Below are 15,709 nucleotides of genomic sequence, written 5' to 3' on the forward strand. Positions count from 1 at the left end.
TGAAATTATAAAGTTACATAAGTTATGTAACTTACACAACTTACAATCTTATGTAATCCTGAGGAGAGTGATGCGATGGAAACCTCCCGGTAATGCTTGTCAGGGATTTGTCCATATATGGAAGTGCAGCACTAAAATTACATGTTCCACTAGTACGAAGAACTGATCTGGATTAATTAGCCAGGAAGATGAAATTATAAAGTTACATAAGTTATGAACTTATGACTAGGTCTTAATTGAGAAGGGCTGTGTTGCACAAACCTAGCATCAAAAGCTTATTCAGCAATATAATTTCAAAATGAATAAGCCTGCCTCTAAAATCTACCGTACAACCAATTGGTCATCCTATAACCGAGCCTTAATTAACCGAGGTAATATTTCCATTTGGTTTGATCCAAAGACTCAGTGGTATGCACAATCACAAGGCAAGCAAGGTCGAAATCAAACCTACTCCGATACAGCGATTCAATGCTGCTCAATGATCAAATTACTATTCCGACTCTCTTTACGTATGGTCACAGGTTTTGTTCAAAGTCTGATTAAACTCTCCGGATTAGATTGGACAGCTCCGGATTATTCCACCCTTTGTCGTAGACAAAAGCATATTGATATTGCGATTAGCTATCAAAAAAGTAGTGATGGACTGCATCTACTCGTAGACTCTACTGGTTTGAAGTTTCTTGGTGAAGGTGAATGGAAACGCAAGAAACATGGAGCTGAATATCGTCGCCAATGGCGTAAGCTTCACATTGCTATGGATGCTAAAACCCTGCAAATACGTGCAGTACAACTCACCATAAATAATGTCAGTGATTCTCAAGTACTCGAAGATTTACTTGCTCAAATTCCCTTGGATGAACCAATTGATTCTGTTTATACAGATGGTGCTTATGACACAAAGCACTGCCGACAAGTCATTTTAGATCGAGATGCACATGCGATCATTCCACCTAGAAAGAATGCAAAGCCTTGGAAGGATCAGCAAGCGAGGTCTATAGAGCGGAATGAATTATTAAAGACAGTCAAACGGCTAGGCAGATCGCTTTGGAAAAAGTGGTCTGGTTATCACCGTCGAAGTTTGGTTGAAACCAAGNNAATTATTAGGCGATAAATTAACAGCGCGGAGTTTTCCAAGTCAGGTGAATGAGATCCATGCACGCATGGCAGTTTTGAATAAATTCACAGAATTAGGTCGCCCTCATACCCAAGTTGTCTCTTAAATTTGAGTAGCTTAAGGGAAATCAGCCTTTCAAACCTTTATGCAACAAAGCCGGCCGAAAGTATGTCAGGTATTTGAAATGCTGATTCAGGACGGTATCCTCAATAGTAATCAGGTTTTAAGTGGTTTACCCCATCCTTCGGGAGCCAATGCGGAGCGAATAGCGTATTTTCTCGGGAATAAGCCTAAAGAATTACTATCATCTAAAACGAATCCAGAGTTATTGGATAAAGCGAAAGCTGAAATCATTAAGAAACTTGAACGCCTGGAAATGTAGTGACTATCCATACAGGCATGGAACATGACTGTTCACGTAAAAAGCCCAATCTAGTGTGATCGGGCTTTTTGTTGTGTAATTATATGATTGATTTTAAATGAAAAATTAAAATAATTTCGTATAAGGTGTATTATGTTAATTTTAGAGAAACTACTAAATTATATTGAGTTGTAAATAGTTGAAATTCCGTTAAGATATTTTGGATTAAATTCTATTCCTAGATAGCATTCGTGTTGACTCATCTCTCCAAAAAACTTTGGTTTTGTTTTCTTATGGTTTTTGCCATAGGATGGAGTAGTGTGTCTGTTGCATCAGTAAAGATAATGCATATCAATATGCAAACTGAAATGAGCCAAGATCATTGTTTAGATCAAGCACAGCAAGTCACTCAACATGGTATTAATCACGAAGTACAGACGAATACCGATTGCCATAATCATTTAGCTATTAATCAGAATATAGATCACAAAAAGTGTCAGGAATGTTCTAGCTTATCCTGCCAGACAGAGATCTCATGTCTTCATTCTTTGCAAAGCTCGCTAGATCCCCTAGATACCTTCTATTCTATAGATCAGCCTAATTTTTATGGCACTGTTGCAAATAGAGATTTGAGTCGATGATGTTCCCTTTAAAAAGTACTTAGAGACCGAAAACCCTGTTGATTAGACACACTTCACCCTGAGGCTGACCATAATAAAATGACGATGCTTGTCCTTTACGTAGTGCACGCATGACTTCAATACCTTTAATTGTGGCATAAGCCGTCTTCATAGATTTGAATCCTAATGTGGCCCTGATGATCCGCTTTAGCTTGCCATGATCACATTCAATCACGTTATTTTTATACTTAATCTGCCTGTGCTCAAGGTCTGGTGGACATTTACCTTCCCGTTTTAACCGTGATAAAGCACGTCCATATGTGGGTGCTTTATCCGTGTTGATCACTTGTGGAATTTGCCACTTCTTCACATTATTTAAAATTTTTCCAAGAAAACAATATGCTGATTTGGTATTACGTCTAGAAGAAAGATAAAAATCAATGGTATCGCCACGTTGATCGACTGCACGATACAGATAAGACCATCGTCCATTCACTTTTACATAGGTTTCATCAATATGCCACGAGCTCAGATCTGTAGGATTACGCCAATACCAGCGTAAACGTTTTTCTATTTCAGGAGCATAACGTTGAACCCAACGGTAAATAGTCGTGTGATCAACATTCACACCCCGTTCGGCCAGCATTTCCTGCAGTTCACGATAGCTAATGCCATATTTACAATACCAGCGCACAGCCCAAAGAATGATTTCGCCCTGAAAATGCCGACCATGGAAAGGATTCATATGCTGCACCTTTAGCTAAAACAGTCTTCAGCTTACCATTCGTGGTTATTTGCAACAGTGCCCTTCAGCTTACCATTCGTGGTTATTTGCAACAGTGCCGTAATTCCACCCAGGAAGAATGCCAAGCCCTGGAAAGATTCTAAAATCAGTTCAATAGAACGAAATGAGTTACTTCAAACGGTTAAGCATTTAGGCAGAACCCTATGGAAAAAATGGTCGGGCTATCACCGTCGCAGTTTGGTGGAAACCAAGATGCATTGCATCAAATTATTAGGAGATAAGCTGACGGCAAGACATTTTCAAAGTCAGGTCAATGAAGTTCATGCGCGTGTGGCAGTTCTGAATAGATTTACGGAATTAGGTAGACCTCACACCCAAGTTGTCACTTAAATTTGAATGGATTGGGGAAAACTCAGCTTTTGAATGTTTATGCAACAAAGCCGGTTTTAGTTATAAACTTATTCATTCAGGAATTATATTGCTGAATGAATAAGTCTAATTGATTTATTTATGCAACCCAACTATTCATTTGATTCATTTGATTCATTTGATTCATTTGATTCATTTGATTCATTATTTTTAACTTGTTTTTGTTTAGAATTTTCAACTTTAGAAGCTTTTAAATTCTTTTCAAGAAATAACAAGCCGCCATCTGCATAACTAAAACTTGCGATACTAAAGAATGCACTAATTAACAGTAATTTAGTACAAAATTTATTTTTGAATAGCATGTTTATTTACTCTCATTTAATACTTGTTAGATATTCTAACTTTAAAGAATTAACACCCAGAGGACTCATAAATTACATTCTTGTAATTTTAAAATGTCTCAGGATGGTGTTTAAAGTGCGTGTGATAAATAGAAGTGTAATACAGGAAAATGGTAAGGTTTATCAGCCTAGTCATCTGTCCATTATGTAGAAAGAGCAGCACTTTAATGTTTATGCTGTTCCAATGTATTACATTCCTTACTTTCTATTTGTAACGTAATTTCAGTAATATTATGATTATGTTTTAGAACTTCTAAGGCCTTTTGATAGAGTTGATCTGTATTGCTATTCGGAGCAACCAAATGAGCAGTTAAATGAATATTTTTTGAGGATATAGCCCAGACTTTCAACTGATGAATCCCTTCAACGCCCTCTAGCTTCAATAAATCATTTCTTAACGACTCAATATCAATCTCATCAGGAACTCCTTCAAGCAGAATATTAATACTTTGTTTTAATAAAATCCAAGTTCGAGGTAAGACCCAGAAGCCAATTAACACAGCGATTACGGTATCAACCCACATCCACTGGGTAAAATAAATAACTATTCCTCCGATAATCACGCCTATCGATCCTAGAGCATCACTAAGAACTTCTAAATATGCACCTTTTATATTTAGACTTCCTTCAGCACTAGCAGAAAGGATTTTCATTGAAATCAAATTTACGACCAAACCAATGACCGCGACAATCATCATTTCAACACTTTGAATTTCAGCAGGGTTCGTAAAACGTTGATAAGCTTCATATACAATATATATTGCTACCACAAAAAGCATCACCGCATTAAACAGAGCCGCTAAAATTTCAAATCGCTGATAGCCAAAAGTTCTTTTATCATCTGCGGCTTTTTTACCAATTTTGATAGCGGCAAGAGCAATAGCTAAAGCGGCTACATCAGTAAACATATGAGCTGCATCAGATAACAAAGCCAAACTTTGGGTAATAAAAGCAGCGACAACTTCTACTATTAAAAAAGTAGTCGTTAAACCTAAGGCAACCATTAACTTCTTACTATTTTCTTCAGTAACAACCGCATGGCTATGATCATGATGTTCTGACATAAAATATTTTCCTTATTCTATTTATGATGAGCAGAGATATTGGATAACAGCCAATATCTCTGCTGTAAATCGACTAATCTATTGGATTAAGAAACTTTCTTTTCATTCATCCAGCGGTACAGTACGGGCAATAAAACCAATGTAAGCAGGGTAGAGGAGATAATTCCTCCAATAACCACTGTTGCTAAAGGTCTCTGTACTTCTGCCCCAGTTCCGGTTGCCAAAGCCATCGGGACAAACCCAAGGGACGCCACACAAGCGGTCATCAGCACAGGTCTAAGACGCAAAATTGCACCCTGCCACGTTGCATAATAAAGGTCATATTGTTGTCGCAACTCTTTGATAAAGGTGAGCATGACTAAGCCATTCAGTACAGCCACCCCCGATAGTGCAATGAAGCCAACCCCTGCTGACATGGATAATGGAATGTCACGCAACCACAACGCGATTAAGCCTCCACATAAGGCAAACGGTACACCACTAAAGACCAGTAAGCTTTCTTTGATATTATGGAATACAGCCATCAATAAAATAAAGATCGTCAACAATGCGAGCGGAACCACCAATTGCATACGCGCTTTTGCAGACATCAGATTTTGAAATTGACCGCCATAATCTATCCAATAACCGCTTGGTAATTCCTGTTTGGATAACGTGCTCTGAAGCTCTGTTACGAATGAGCCTAAATCACGTCCTTCTACATTTGCAGTAATAACCACTCGACGTTTACCATTTTCACGGCTGACCTGATTAATACCCAGGATATTTTCAACGCGTGCCACATCTTGCAGTTGGACTAAACCACCATTCGGCAATTGAATAGGAAGTACCGCTAACTGTTCAGGACTACGCTGGGATTCATCTAGACGGATGACAAAATCAAAACGCTTGTCTCCCTGTAAAATTGTTCCAACATTCTGGCCACCGACACTTGTAGCTACCAGATCCTGAATTGCTCTTACCGACAAGCCATATTGTGCAGCTCTGGACTTATCCACCTCTACATTCAACAAGGGTAAGCCACTGGTCTGTTCTACATTAACGGCTGTCGCGCCTGAAATTGAGTTAATTTTTTGAGAAATTTTATTCGCTTCGCGATTTAGAATCTCCATGTCATCACCAAATAATTTGACACCCACATCACTTCGCACCCCTGAAATTAACTCGTTAAAGCGCAGTTCAATGGGTTGCGAGAACTCACTGTTATTTCCCGGCAATGTCGCTAAGAAAGTAATCATTCTTTGGCGAAGCTCATCAATCGTTTGTTTTGGATCAGGCCATTCATCATGAGGTTTTAACAGTACCACGCCATCTGAAATGTTGGGTGGCATAACATCTGTGGCCACTTCTGCTGTACCGGTACGAGCAAAGATCGCTTTAATTTCAGGAAATTCTTTCAACAGTAACTTTTCAGTATTTTCCTGCATTCTCAGTGACTGTTCTAACCCTGTACTTGGGGAACGCATTTGCTGAACAGCAAAATCACCTTCACCCAGTTGAGGTGCAAACTCGCTACCTGTTTGAGTGGCTAGCACGCCCGTAAGCACTAAAATACAGGCAGCCACAATAGTCACAAATAAACGAAGCTCATAGGCTTTATCTAAAAGCAGTTCATATTTGGTTTTAAGCCAATGCATCCAGCGACTTTCGGTTTCCTTGACTTCTCCAGTGACAAATAGGGCAACTGCGGCTGGCACAAAAGTGACAGATAAAATCATGGCCCCAATTAAAGCCAGTACAACAGTCATTGCCATAGGATGGAAAAGTTTGGCTTCTACACCCGTCAGGGTAAAGATAGGTAGATAAACCACCAAAATAATTAACTGTCCAAAAATCAGAGGACGACGCGCCTGTTTTGCAGCCAAGAAGACTTCTTTAAATCTTTCAGAACGGCTAAGTAAACCACCTTTCAGCTTCTGAGCTTCTGCTAGCCGACGGATACAGTTTTCTACAATAACCACTGCACCATCAATAATAATACCGAAGTCCAGTGCCCCTAAACTCATCAGATTTGCACTAATCTTCTGCTCTGCCATTCCCGTCAAGGTAAACAGCATTGACAGTGGAATAACGCAAGCCGTGATCAGCGCAGCACGGAAATTACCTAGAAAGAGAAATAAAATAACAATGACGAGGATTGCACCCTCAATCAAATTTTTCTGAACGGTTTTGATCGCCCGATCAACCAAATGCGTACGGTCATACACAGTCTCAATCACCACACCTTTAGGTAGCGATTGCTGGATCGATTGCACCTTTTCATCAATGGCTTGAGCAACGGTACGGCTATTTTCTCCCATCATCATCATGGCAATACCCAATACAGTTTCTTCACCATTATAGGTTGCAGCCCCTGTTCTCAAGTCATGACCAATTGAGACATTGGCGACATCTGCCACCCGAATCGGATAGCCGTTTTTATTGGCAATACTGATGTTCTGGATATCTTCAATCGTGTTTAAAGTGCCGGGAACACGAACCGTTAGCTGTTGTCCATTTTTCTCAATATAGCCAGCACCACGGTTTTCATTATTCTCTGTTAAGGCAGTTTGTAAATCAGACAAAGGAATTTGCAATTGTTGCAATCGGTTCAGATCAGGGGCAACCACATAGGTTTTATTAAAGCCACCGATACTGTTGATCTCCGCAACGCCTTTTACGCGCTGTAATTGCGGTCTTACAATCCAATCCTGAATTTCACGTAAATCCATCGCCGAATAAGGGGTTCCATCCGGCTTTTTAGCATTTGGTTCGGCTTTAATCACCCATTGATAGATTTCACCTAAACCTGTCGAAATAGGCGACATGTTAGGTTGCACATCTTCAGGCATTTCTCCCATTGCTTCTTGCAAGCGCTGGTTGATAAGCTGTCTGGCCCAGTAAATATCCGTGCCATCTTCAAAAATGATGGTCACTTGCGATAAGCCGTAGCGTGAAATCGAACGGGTTTGTTCCATTTTCGGCATGCCTGACATGGCATTCTCGATTGGATATGTAATCCGCTGTTCCATTTCTAAAGCCGTAAAACCATTGGCTGAAGTGTTAATCTGCACCTGAGTATTGGTAATATCTGGTACAGCATCAATCGGTAACTTTTGATAACTATAAATACCAATAGCAATCCAAGCCGCAATAAACAGCATGACCCAGATTGCGTTATGGATAGAAAACTGGATCAGTCGATCAAACAGTCCTTCAGGTTTTACCGATTCGTGGTCTGGAATTTGAGGAGTTTCAGTGCTCATGTGAAGCCTCTCCTTTTTCCAGCTCGGATTTCAGTAAAAAACTGCCTTGAGCGGCATATTTTTGTCCCTGACTAAGCCCACTCACCACTTCAATCCATTGGCTCTCCCCAGATGATTGCCCTAATTTCACAGGTTGCGGACTGAATTCAACTTTTTGTCCATGCTGAGTGGCGACAAAAACCACATCTTTTCCATCGACATTCTGAACTGCGGACTTAAGTACCCGTAATGCGGTACTTTCACTCCGTTGTTGCAACTGTACGTTCACCATCAAGTTTGGACGTAATTCGGTTGCATTCGATTCAACTTTTGCTCGCACCTGAAGACGACCTGTTTGAATATCCGCTTCAGTATTTAAAGTCTGAATAACAGCTTGATAAACCTTTTCTGTTTGCAAGGATTTAAATTCGATCTTTTGATTCGGGGCTAAGCCCATAATTTCAGAATTTGGAACAATAAACTCAAGCCAGAGTTGATCTAACCGGTCTATCGTAAAGAGTTGATCGGCTAACTGAACATTTTCCCCGAGAACCAAATCCTTTTTACTGATCACGCCAGAAATGGGAGCTTTCAAAATATAGCGTCCGTTACTGGCATTCACTGCACCAAATGCACTTAAACGTGATTGGGCCGCTTGAACCTGAATTTGTGCCCGTTTATAGCTGTTATAAGCACGTTGATAGTCCTGTTTTGCTGAAATGCCCTGTGACCAAAGCTGACGCTCACGATCATAGTCTTGTTTCGCCAGTTCAAGGTTGGTTTGTTCAATTTTAAGATTGGCCTGCTGATCAACTAGATCAGGAACAAGCAACGCAGCCAAAGGCTGTCCTTTCTGAACTTTTTGACCGAGTTCTACATAGACATTTTCTACATGACCACTAAAACTCGGTGAGACGTGCGCTTGCTGGTCAGTATTCACATTCAGTTTGGCAGGATAAGAACTTAATTTAACCACCGGGCCTTGATCGACCGCTGATAATTGTATGCCCTGTTCCACCAGTTGCTTGGCAGTCAGGCTCACACCTTCTGCATGCTCTTCGGTTTCACCGCCATGTTCTTCTCCGCTTTCTTCCTCTGCATGTTCATCTGATGTTTCCGATTTATTCTTACCAGTTAAGATCAAAAAAATACTGAGGAGTACGGTAGCGCCGATAACCAAACTAATCAGTAGAGGTTGAGAGATTTTTCCGCTCTGTTTTTTTAAGCTGTTTTTAAGATCGAACATGTTAATTTCCCCCACCAATGACAGGCATGGCCTGTATGTCTTGCCATAAGTTTTGATTGATTTGTGCAATAGCATCTTTCGACATGACTTCACTTGGGCTAATGCCTAAGCTCAAACTTTCTGCTTCAATGGCCTTTTGCCAGCCATCCCGTAACAACTGGACTTTACGCAGACGGATGTCTTGTAATTGAAGCGTGGCTTGCTGAACATCGGTTAAAGCAAACTTGCCTGCCAAGAAACCTTGTAGCGTCTTACTTTGAACTTGAGTCGCCAAAGGAATTTGAGTCTCGTCAACGACTTTGAATTGCAGCTCTAAACCCTGCAACTCGGTTAAAATTGTGCCTATTTGCAGCGCATTTTGCTTCAGATAAAACTCTTTCTGACGCTCTAATAAGTTCATTTTTTCTTGCGCGATTTTTATGCCATTTTGCTGACGATCGAAAATATTAAGCGGTACACTGACTCCGACTACTAATTGATTTTGTGTGGAGTTTTCCAAGGATTGGGTGCGGTTGACACCTAGGTTTAAAGTGGGGTTAGGACGTGCCTTTGCCCTTAGTTGATCAACCGTTGCTTGAGACTCTAATACCAGTAAAGCTCGATATTTCTCAACGTAGTTTTCCGCTAAATATTCTTGAACCTGTTCATGAGTCGATTTTGGCCAGAGCTTTTGTGAAGAGAGGTTTACCTGCAATGACTTATCAGACGTACCCCATAAATTTGATAATTGTTGGGTGGCCACTTGTACCTGTAAGTCTGCCTGTCTAAAAAGACGGATATTTTCAGCATGGCTTAAACGTGCGCGATTTACATCTACTTGGGCAATACTGCCTGCATTAAAGCGCTTTTCGATTGCTTGAAGGTTTTCTTGGCTCACCCGAAGTTGTTCATTGACAATGTTTTTTTCAAGTTCAGCAATGGCCAGTTGTGACCATACATATTTCACTGCAAGCTCAATTTGTGCTTGATAAATCTTCTGTTTCAGCGCTGTTTTATCTGTAGAGAGACTGGCTAATTTTTGGTTTGCTCTTCGCTCACCAAAAATATCCAAGGGTTGTGATATGCCAATGGTAAGCTCTTTTTCATTATTTGAACCAAATCCCGTTTGTTCAACTGACAGTTCAGGATTTTTAAACAGCTTACTTTGCTGAAGATTCGTGGCATTAATGCTGTTTTGCGTTTCCCAGAAATTTTGGGACGCTTGATATTGGTTAACCTGCTCAATAGCTTGCTGCAGCGTTAAATCTTGAGTACTGGCGACTACGGAAGTACTGAAGCTGATCATTGCAGATAGCAAGATACCGCTACCTAAGGCTGACCAGGATAAATTCAGGATGGAGGTATCCTGATGTAATTTGTTTTTTGACATGAAAATGCCCCACGCATAATGAAATTAGGAGTGGTGGGCTTTTATAAGACTACCCCACCAATAGTAGGGGCAAATCGGGAGGCGGGGTTAATTGATCCAGATAAGGGGGTTTATAAAAAGTTATTCCCAAATAAGTTGGGGTAATGCCGGTCTCAAAATTAGCTTTAAGCTTCAGATCATCGGGTGGGTCAATCTGAATCACGATTGTATTTGAGAAATGACTGCACTTTTCGTTAAAACAAACCTTCTGACAATAGTCATAGATTTCTTTATAGTTTTCTAGGGAATAAAGTGCTTGACGAGGACTATCACTCTTTTCGTCTAAATCGATTGGATTAGAGAGTATTGAATTGGGTATGTTTGGCATTTCATGCAGACACGCAGCCTCTGCCACACTCCAAATATTCTGGAATGTGAATAAGAGTACCAATATCTGGATTAGAAATGTTTTTCTCTTCATACACAAATCTGTATTTAAAACACCAATAAGAAGCTGTCCAGATCTATCAAAGATCTGATCACAGAATTTGAGTAACCTTAAACTTTTTGCAGCCTTAAGTAAAGATATACAGAATTTTTGAAAAAAGCATAGGTCTAGATAATCAAGCTAGATTTTTTAGAACTCCACATTGGTCAATTGTACATAAACCATCACAAGTACCTCTTAAATCAGATAATTGTTCAATAAGCTTTTGTTGCTTGATTATATTTTCTCTGATAGCACTGACATGTAAGTCAATTAATTCATTCACATCTGAACAATTTTTCTTGGGATTATCTTTATAGGTGAGTAATTGACGAATTTCATTCAAACTCATATTTAAAGTTCGGCAATTCAAAATAAACTTAATTCGCTCAACATAGCCTATATCGTAAAGGCGGTAATTTCCTTCCGTTCTTTCGGGTTCCGGAATTAAACCTTCCTTTTCATAAAACCTAATTGTTAATACTGAACATGAGGTTTTTTTAGAGAGTTCACCAATTTTTAAATGCATTGAGTTGGTATTTCCAAAAAATCTTGACTCTATAGTAACTATAGGGATTCTAATATTCAAAGTTTATAAATTTTTTTAATGGGTATAACTATGAGTGGCTGTGGATGTAGTAAAGAAACACCATGCGAAGATAAGAAATCTCAACAAGAAAATCATCCATCAATTGCAGAAGCAAGCAATTCAAAGAATTGTGATAATACGCCTAGCTGTTGTGGTGAAGAGGAAGAAGAAAAATCTTCATCTCCTTGCTGTAACACTTCAAACAGTTGTGAAGATACCGCTCAATCCTGTTGTGGTTCTGATCCCAAAGAAAATTTAAGCACTGAAGACGTTTTAAAAGATTCGCACTACATGAGTGAATACTTAGTTCCCAAAATGGATTGTTCTGCGGAAGAACAGATGGTTCGTATGGCGCTATCTTCAATTGATGGTGTTCAAAAACTCATCTTTGATTTACCTAACCGGTCTTTAAAGGTTCTACATAATCAAAAAGATGAAAATATAACTACCAAACTTGAAGCTTTGGGTTTTGGTGCAAAGCTTGTGAAGACTGAAACTTATATAAGCAATCAACAAGCTAAGCAAACAAGTACCTATACCATTCCTAAAATGGATTGCTCTGCTGAAGAGCAAATGGTCCGTATGGCTCTTGCAGATATTGAAGCAGTTAAAGGTCTTACTTTTGATCTTCCCAATCGAAAACTGAAAGTCTTCCATAATGAAGGGAGTCAGCAAATTACGGCCAAACTTGAAGGACTGGGTTTTGGGGCGAAACTTGATGAAACACAGCTTTCTTCAGGCGATATACCTAATGAACCTGATCCTGTGAGACAAGCTAAAGTACTTAAACTGTTATTAGGCATTAATGCTCTACTTTTCTTTATAGAATTCATCAGCGGAATTATTGCTGCGTCTACAGGATTGATTGCTGATTCTCTAGATATGTTTGCCGATGCAGCCGTTTATGGTATTGCGCTATATGCCGTCGGAAAAGCTGCGAAATATCAAGTGAAAGCAGCCCATTTCGCAGGTTGGATTCAGTTATTACTTGCTGTCATCGTGATTATTGATGTCATTAGACGATTCATGTTTGGAAGCGAGCCAGAATCAACGCTCATGATTGTTATTGGCCTGCTCGCACTTATAGCTAACGTGACATGCTTATATCTTATTTCTGGTCATCGAGAAGATGGCGCACATATGAAAGCCAGTTGGATTTTCTCGGCGAATGACGTTGTCGTAAATATGGGCGTTATATTTGCCGGTGTACTCGTGGCGTGGACGGGATCAGCTTACCCAGACTTAATCATTGGCATCCTGGTTTCTTTATTCGTGCTTAATGGTGCTCGAAAGATTTTGGCTTTGAAGTAAGAGTATCGAAAATGAATCTATTTCAAGTTAAACAAAATCAGATCGTCAAAATTAGAGATCTCAAAAAAGGTAATCAATACAGTCATACCACTGATCCCGTATTGGAACGGCTCCAACTATTAGGTTTTAGAGAGGGTGAAACTCTACAAGTACTCACTAAAGGTGTTTTTGGCGGAGATCCTGTTTTAGTTCAAATTGAAACTTCAAGATTCGCATTAAGAAAGAATGAAGCTGAAAGAATTTTTGTAGAGTTAGTATCCAATGAAGATTAAGAACATTGCATTAGTCGGTAATCCAAATTGCGGAAAAACCTCTTTATTTAATACGCTTACTGGTACGCGACAAAAAGTTGCCAACTATGCTGGGGTTACCGTAGAAAGAAAAGAAGGTTCTTTTAAATTACCTTCTGGTGATGCAATACGAGTATTGGACTTACCCGGAACTTACAGTTTAAAACCTAGTAGTTTAGATGAAGAAGTCACCAGGGCAGTTTGTTTGGGCGAGCTAAAAGGTGAAATTCTACCCGATATTTTTATATGCGTTGTAGATGCCACAAATTTAAGCTTACATTTGAGCTTGGTTCTCGAAGTTCGTGCTCTAAATCGCCCTATGATTCTTGTATTAAATATGATGGATGAGGTCAAAAAGCGTGGTATTTCCATTGATAAGGATAAACTGTCTCAACTGTTAGGTATCCCTGTAGTTGAAGCTGTCGCAGTTAAAACAAAAGGAATTCAAGATTTAATTAATCAATTAGATCAAAAAAATCTTTTTATTACTCCTTATCATTCTGAATTAAGTCATTTTGAACAGGTCAAACAAATCACCAAACAAGTTATTTTAAATAATGACAGTGGTGATAAAAGAACCGCATTTCTAGATAAAATTTTTCTACATCCTGTATTGGGTTTAGTAATCTTAACTTTAACCATGTTTGTGATGTTCCAGGCGGTATTTATATGGGCAACGCCTTTTATTGAATTCATTGAAAATTTTGTCGCATGGCTCAGTGATTTTATTGGACCACTAATCCAACATCCTCTATTAAAAAGCTTGGTTGTGGATGGGGTAATTGCTGGTGCAGGTAGCGTGCTTGCATATATGCCTCAGATTTTGATTTTATTCTTCTTCATTTTAATGCTTGAAGAGTCAGGCTATTTACCCCGAGCAGCATTTCTTTTAGATAAATTAATGTCTAAAGCCGGGCTTAGCGGCCGTTCATTTATTCCTCTGCTATCCAGTTTTGCTTGTGCGATTCCCGGAATTATGGCAACCAGAAGTATCAGCTCTGAACGGGACCGATTAGCAACAATTATGATTGCACCCTTGATGACCTGTTCAGCAAGATTGCCAGTATATGCTTTATTGATCGCGGCATTTATTCCGAACCAATTAATCTACGGCTGGTTAAGTCTGCAAGGATTAGTCCTTTTTGGTCTTTATATGTCGGGAATAGTCTCAGCGTTATTAGTTTCAGTCTTTCTGAAGTTGGTTCGAAAAGATAAAACTGAAAGTATTTTTATTTTTGAACTTCCCACATACCGAATTCCAGATATTAGAAATATTGCATTAGGCTTATATGATAGGGCAACTATTTTCTTAAAACGAGTTGGTGGCATTATCGTCGCACTGTCTATCTTGTTATGGGTGCTAGTCACGTTCCCTCAACCACCAGATAATGCAAGCATGCCGGCCATTAACTATAGTTTAGCTGGTCAGTTAGGACATTTAATTCATCCTATATTTGCGCCTATTGGGTTTACATGGGAAATATGTATTGCACTCATTCCTGCTATGGCAGCAAGGGAAGTTGTAATTGCTGCTCTTGGGGTGATTTATGCGATGTCAGGTGATGAAGATACAGTAACTCAAAGTCTGTTAAGTCAAATTTCAGGCCCGGATGGATGGGGGTTAGCCACAGGTTTATCATTATTGGTATGGTTTATTTTTGCTCCCCATTGTCTTGCTACGTTAGCAACAATTAGACGAGAAACTGGCAGCTGGAAACAGCCCATCATTATGGCAACTTATTTGTTTGCATTAGCCTACATCTTTTCATTCATCACATATCAAGTTGCGAGTAAGTTTTAATTAGCAAATGAATAAAAGAGGGGGGGAGCTAGCTCCCCCCCCCTTTATTAAATTACTCGATGTAAGCGTGGGCTTCTGAATACTTTTATCTAACTATAACAACTACTTAAATGTTTAAATCTCTAGGTTTTGAATAGTCGAGGTATCAGACGAATATAGATTGGTAAAAAGCATAGTTCAACGATAGTCTGAGTCAAGATTACAGCAGGAATTATGGGCATACTTCCCGGAATTGCAAAAGCTAATGGAAGAATAACAAATGAATTTCTATATGATGCTGAAAAGGACACAGCACTAGCAGAGCCAGATTCTAATCGAAAAATACGAGCAATTATCCAACCCACGAATGGAGCAATAATGGCAAAAGAAATATAAATTGGTAAAGCTTGAAGAGCTGCACTTTTTGCAAGCCCAATTTGAGGCATAACTGATGCTAGGACGATAAACAAAACTAGGGCTGTGGCAGGTACAGGAAATAAGTTTAGGCTTTCAGCCACTTTTTCTGCTTGTTCATTTCTATTCCCAATGAACTGAACTATAGCTGCCATTGCTAAGGGGGCACTGTTGCAAATAGAGATTTGAGTCGATGAAGTTCCTTTTTAAAAGTGCTTAGAGACCGAAAACCCTGTTGATTAGACACACTTCACCTTGAGGCTGACCATAATAAAATGACGATGCTTGTCCTTTACGTAGTGCACGCATGACTTCAATACCTTTGATTGTGGCATAAGCCGTCTTC

The 15,709-nt window shown here is 39.4% G+C and carries 13 protein-coding genes and 3 pseudogenes; 6 read left to right on the plus strand and 10 right to left on the minus strand.

Features of this window, described 5'->3' with window-relative positions; translation table 11 throughout:
- Positions 1 to 298 precede the first annotated feature (298 nt).
- Positions 299 to 1,220: pseudogene (locus B3Q46_RS08900) on the plus strand (IS5 family transposase).
- Between the two features lie 39 nt (positions 1,221 to 1,259).
- Positions 1,260 to 1,496, plus strand: a complete 237-nt coding sequence (locus tag B3Q46_RS08905; RefSeq protein WP_005021575.1) for a hypothetical protein — start codon at positions 1,260 to 1,262, stop codon at positions 1,494 to 1,496.
- 639 nt (positions 1,497 to 2,135) lie between these two features.
- Here the strand turns inward: B3Q46_RS08905 and B3Q46_RS08910 are convergent.
- Positions 2,136 to 2,840 carry an IS6-like element IS1006 family transposase gene (locus B3Q46_RS08910; protein ID WP_001067784.1) on the minus strand — a complete coding sequence of 235 codons (705 nt, stop codon included), beginning with the start codon at positions 2,838 to 2,840 and terminating at the stop codon, positions 2,136 to 2,138.
- A 96-nt stretch (positions 2,841 to 2,936) separates the two neighbouring features.
- Here B3Q46_RS08910 and B3Q46_RS08915 point away from each other — a divergent pair.
- A pseudogene (locus B3Q46_RS08915) lies at positions 2,937 to 3,230 on the plus strand (IS5/IS1182 family transposase); the annotation flags it as partial.
- Positions 3,231 to 3,361: 131 nt separating this feature from the next.
- Here B3Q46_RS08915 and B3Q46_RS08920 read toward each other — a convergent pair.
- The 7 genes from B3Q46_RS08920 to cadR form a co-directional block, all read right to left on the minus strand.
- Positions 3,362 to 3,571, minus strand: a complete 210-nt coding sequence (locus tag B3Q46_RS08920; RefSeq protein WP_106439075.1) for a hypothetical protein — start codon at positions 3,569 to 3,571, stop codon at positions 3,362 to 3,364.
- Positions 3,572 to 3,774: 203 nt separating this feature from the next.
- Entirely contained in the window at positions 3,775 to 4,674 is a 900-nt protein-coding gene (locus tag B3Q46_RS08925; RefSeq protein WP_004733183.1) for a cation diffusion facilitator family transporter, read from the minus strand.
- Between the two features lie 86 nt (positions 4,675 to 4,760).
- Entirely contained in the window at positions 4,761 to 7,919 is a 3,159-nt protein-coding gene (locus B3Q46_RS08930; RefSeq protein ID WP_004733184.1) for an efflux RND transporter permease subunit, read from the minus strand.
- Positions 7,909 to 9,144: an efflux RND transporter periplasmic adaptor subunit gene (locus tag B3Q46_RS08935; RefSeq protein ID WP_004281853.1), complete on the minus strand. Its 1,236-nt coding sequence runs from the start codon at positions 9,142 to 9,144 to the stop codon at positions 7,909 to 7,911. Before B3Q46_RS08935 ends, B3Q46_RS08930 begins: the two co-directional genes overlap by 11 nt.
- 1 nt (position 9,145) lies before the next feature.
- On the minus strand, positions 9,146 to 10,513 hold the full coding sequence (locus B3Q46_RS08940) for a TolC family protein (protein ID WP_004281854.1): 1,368 nt from the start codon (positions 10,511 to 10,513) through the stop codon (positions 9,146 to 9,148).
- A gap of 49 nt (positions 10,514 to 10,562) precedes the next feature.
- On the minus strand, positions 10,563 to 10,973 hold the full coding sequence (locus tag B3Q46_RS08945) for a hypothetical protein (protein ID WP_004733191.1): 411 nt from the start codon (positions 10,971 to 10,973) through the stop codon (positions 10,563 to 10,565).
- A 142-nt stretch (positions 10,974 to 11,115) separates the two neighbouring features.
- On the minus strand, positions 11,116 to 11,508 hold the full coding sequence (gene cadR / locus B3Q46_RS08950; RefSeq protein WP_004281856.1) for a Cd(II)/Pb(II)-responsive transcriptional regulator: 393 nt from the start codon (positions 11,506 to 11,508) through the stop codon (positions 11,116 to 11,118).
- Between the two features lie 90 nt (positions 11,509 to 11,598).
- Between cadR and B3Q46_RS08955 the strand changes: the two genes are divergently transcribed.
- The 3 genes from B3Q46_RS08955 to feoB are packed head-to-tail and all read left to right on the plus strand — an operon-like array spanning position 11,599 to position 14,970.
- Positions 11,599 to 12,879 (plus strand): cation transporter, encoded by a 1,281-nt coding sequence (locus B3Q46_RS08955; protein WP_010117221.1) that lies wholly within the window; start codon positions 11,599 to 11,601, stop codon positions 12,877 to 12,879.
- An 11-nt stretch (positions 12,880 to 12,890) separates the two neighbouring features.
- Positions 12,891 to 13,151 carry a FeoA family protein gene (locus B3Q46_RS08960; RefSeq protein WP_004281857.1) on the plus strand — a complete coding sequence of 87 codons (261 nt, stop codon included), beginning with the start codon at positions 12,891 to 12,893 and terminating at the stop codon, positions 13,149 to 13,151.
- The gene (gene feoB, locus B3Q46_RS08965) at positions 13,141 to 14,970 is read left to right on the plus strand and encodes a ferrous iron transporter B (RefSeq protein ID WP_004281858.1); all 1,830 of its coding nucleotides are present in this window, start codon (positions 13,141 to 13,143) and stop codon (positions 14,968 to 14,970) included. The genes B3Q46_RS08960 and feoB overlap by 11 nt, the downstream gene beginning before the upstream one ends.
- A 122-nt stretch (positions 14,971 to 15,092) precedes the next feature.
- Here the strand turns inward: feoB and B3Q46_RS08970 are convergent, their stop codons facing one another.
- Positions 15,093 to 15,518: a hypothetical protein gene (locus B3Q46_RS08970; protein WP_004897257.1), complete on the minus strand. Its 426-nt coding sequence runs from the start codon at positions 15,516 to 15,518 to the stop codon at positions 15,093 to 15,095.
- A gap of 61 nt (positions 15,519 to 15,579) precedes the next feature.
- Positions 15,580 to 15,709: pseudogene (locus B3Q46_RS08975) on the minus strand (IS6 family transposase); the annotation flags it as partial.

The organism is Acinetobacter sp. UBA2581, from assembly GCF_002339435.1.
Classification (GTDB): Bacteria; Pseudomonadota; Gammaproteobacteria; order Pseudomonadales; family Moraxellaceae; genus Acinetobacter; species Acinetobacter variabilis.

What these genes read in the sequence shown, in the direction of transcription:
- B3Q46_RS08920 (WP_106439075.1), bottom strand. Translation starts at nt 3,571, where the DNA reads ATGCTATTCAAAAATAAATTTTGTACTAAATTACTGTTAATTAGTGCA.
- B3Q46_RS08955 (WP_010117221.1), top strand. Translation starts at nt 11,599, where the DNA reads ATGAGTGGCTGTGGATGTAGTAAAGAAACACCATGCGAAGATAAGAAA.
- B3Q46_RS08930 (WP_004733184.1), bottom strand. Translation starts at nt 7,919, where the DNA reads ATGAGCACTGAAACTCCTCAAATTCCAGACCACGAATCGGTAAAACCT.
- cadR (WP_004281856.1), bottom strand. Translation starts at nt 11,508, where the DNA reads ATGCATTTAAAAATTGGTGAACTCTCTAAAAAAACCTCATGTTCAGTA.
- B3Q46_RS08945 (WP_004733191.1), bottom strand. Translation starts at nt 10,973, where the DNA reads ATGAAGAGAAAAACATTTCTAATCCAGATATTGGTACTCTTATTCACA.
- B3Q46_RS08960 (WP_004281857.1), top strand. Translation starts at nt 12,891, where the DNA reads ATGAATCTATTTCAAGTTAAACAAAATCAGATCGTCAAAATTAGAGAT.
- B3Q46_RS08940 (WP_004281854.1), bottom strand. Translation starts at nt 10,513, where the DNA reads ATGTCAAAAAACAAATTACATCAGGATACCTCCATCCTGAATTTATCC.
- feoB (WP_004281858.1), top strand. Translation starts at nt 13,141, where the DNA reads ATGAAGATTAAGAACATTGCATTAGTCGGTAATCCAAATTGCGGAAAA.
- B3Q46_RS08925 (WP_004733183.1), bottom strand. Translation starts at nt 4,674, where the DNA reads ATGTCAGAACATCATGATCATAGCCATGCGGTTGTTACTGAAGAAAAT.
- B3Q46_RS08905 (WP_005021575.1), top strand. Translation starts at nt 1,260, where the DNA reads ATGCAACAAAGCCGGCCGAAAGTATGTCAGGTATTTGAAATGCTGATT.
- B3Q46_RS08935 (WP_004281853.1), bottom strand. Translation starts at nt 9,144, where the DNA reads ATGTTCGATCTTAAAAACAGCTTAAAAAAACAGAGCGGAAAAATCTCT.
- B3Q46_RS08910 (WP_001067784.1), bottom strand. Translation starts at nt 2,840, where the DNA reads ATGAATCCTTTCCATGGTCGGCATTTTCAGGGCGAAATCATTCTTTGG.
- B3Q46_RS08970 (WP_004897257.1), bottom strand. Translation starts at nt 15,518, where the DNA reads ATGGCAGCTATAGTTCAGTTCATTGGGAATAGAAATGAACAAGCAGAA.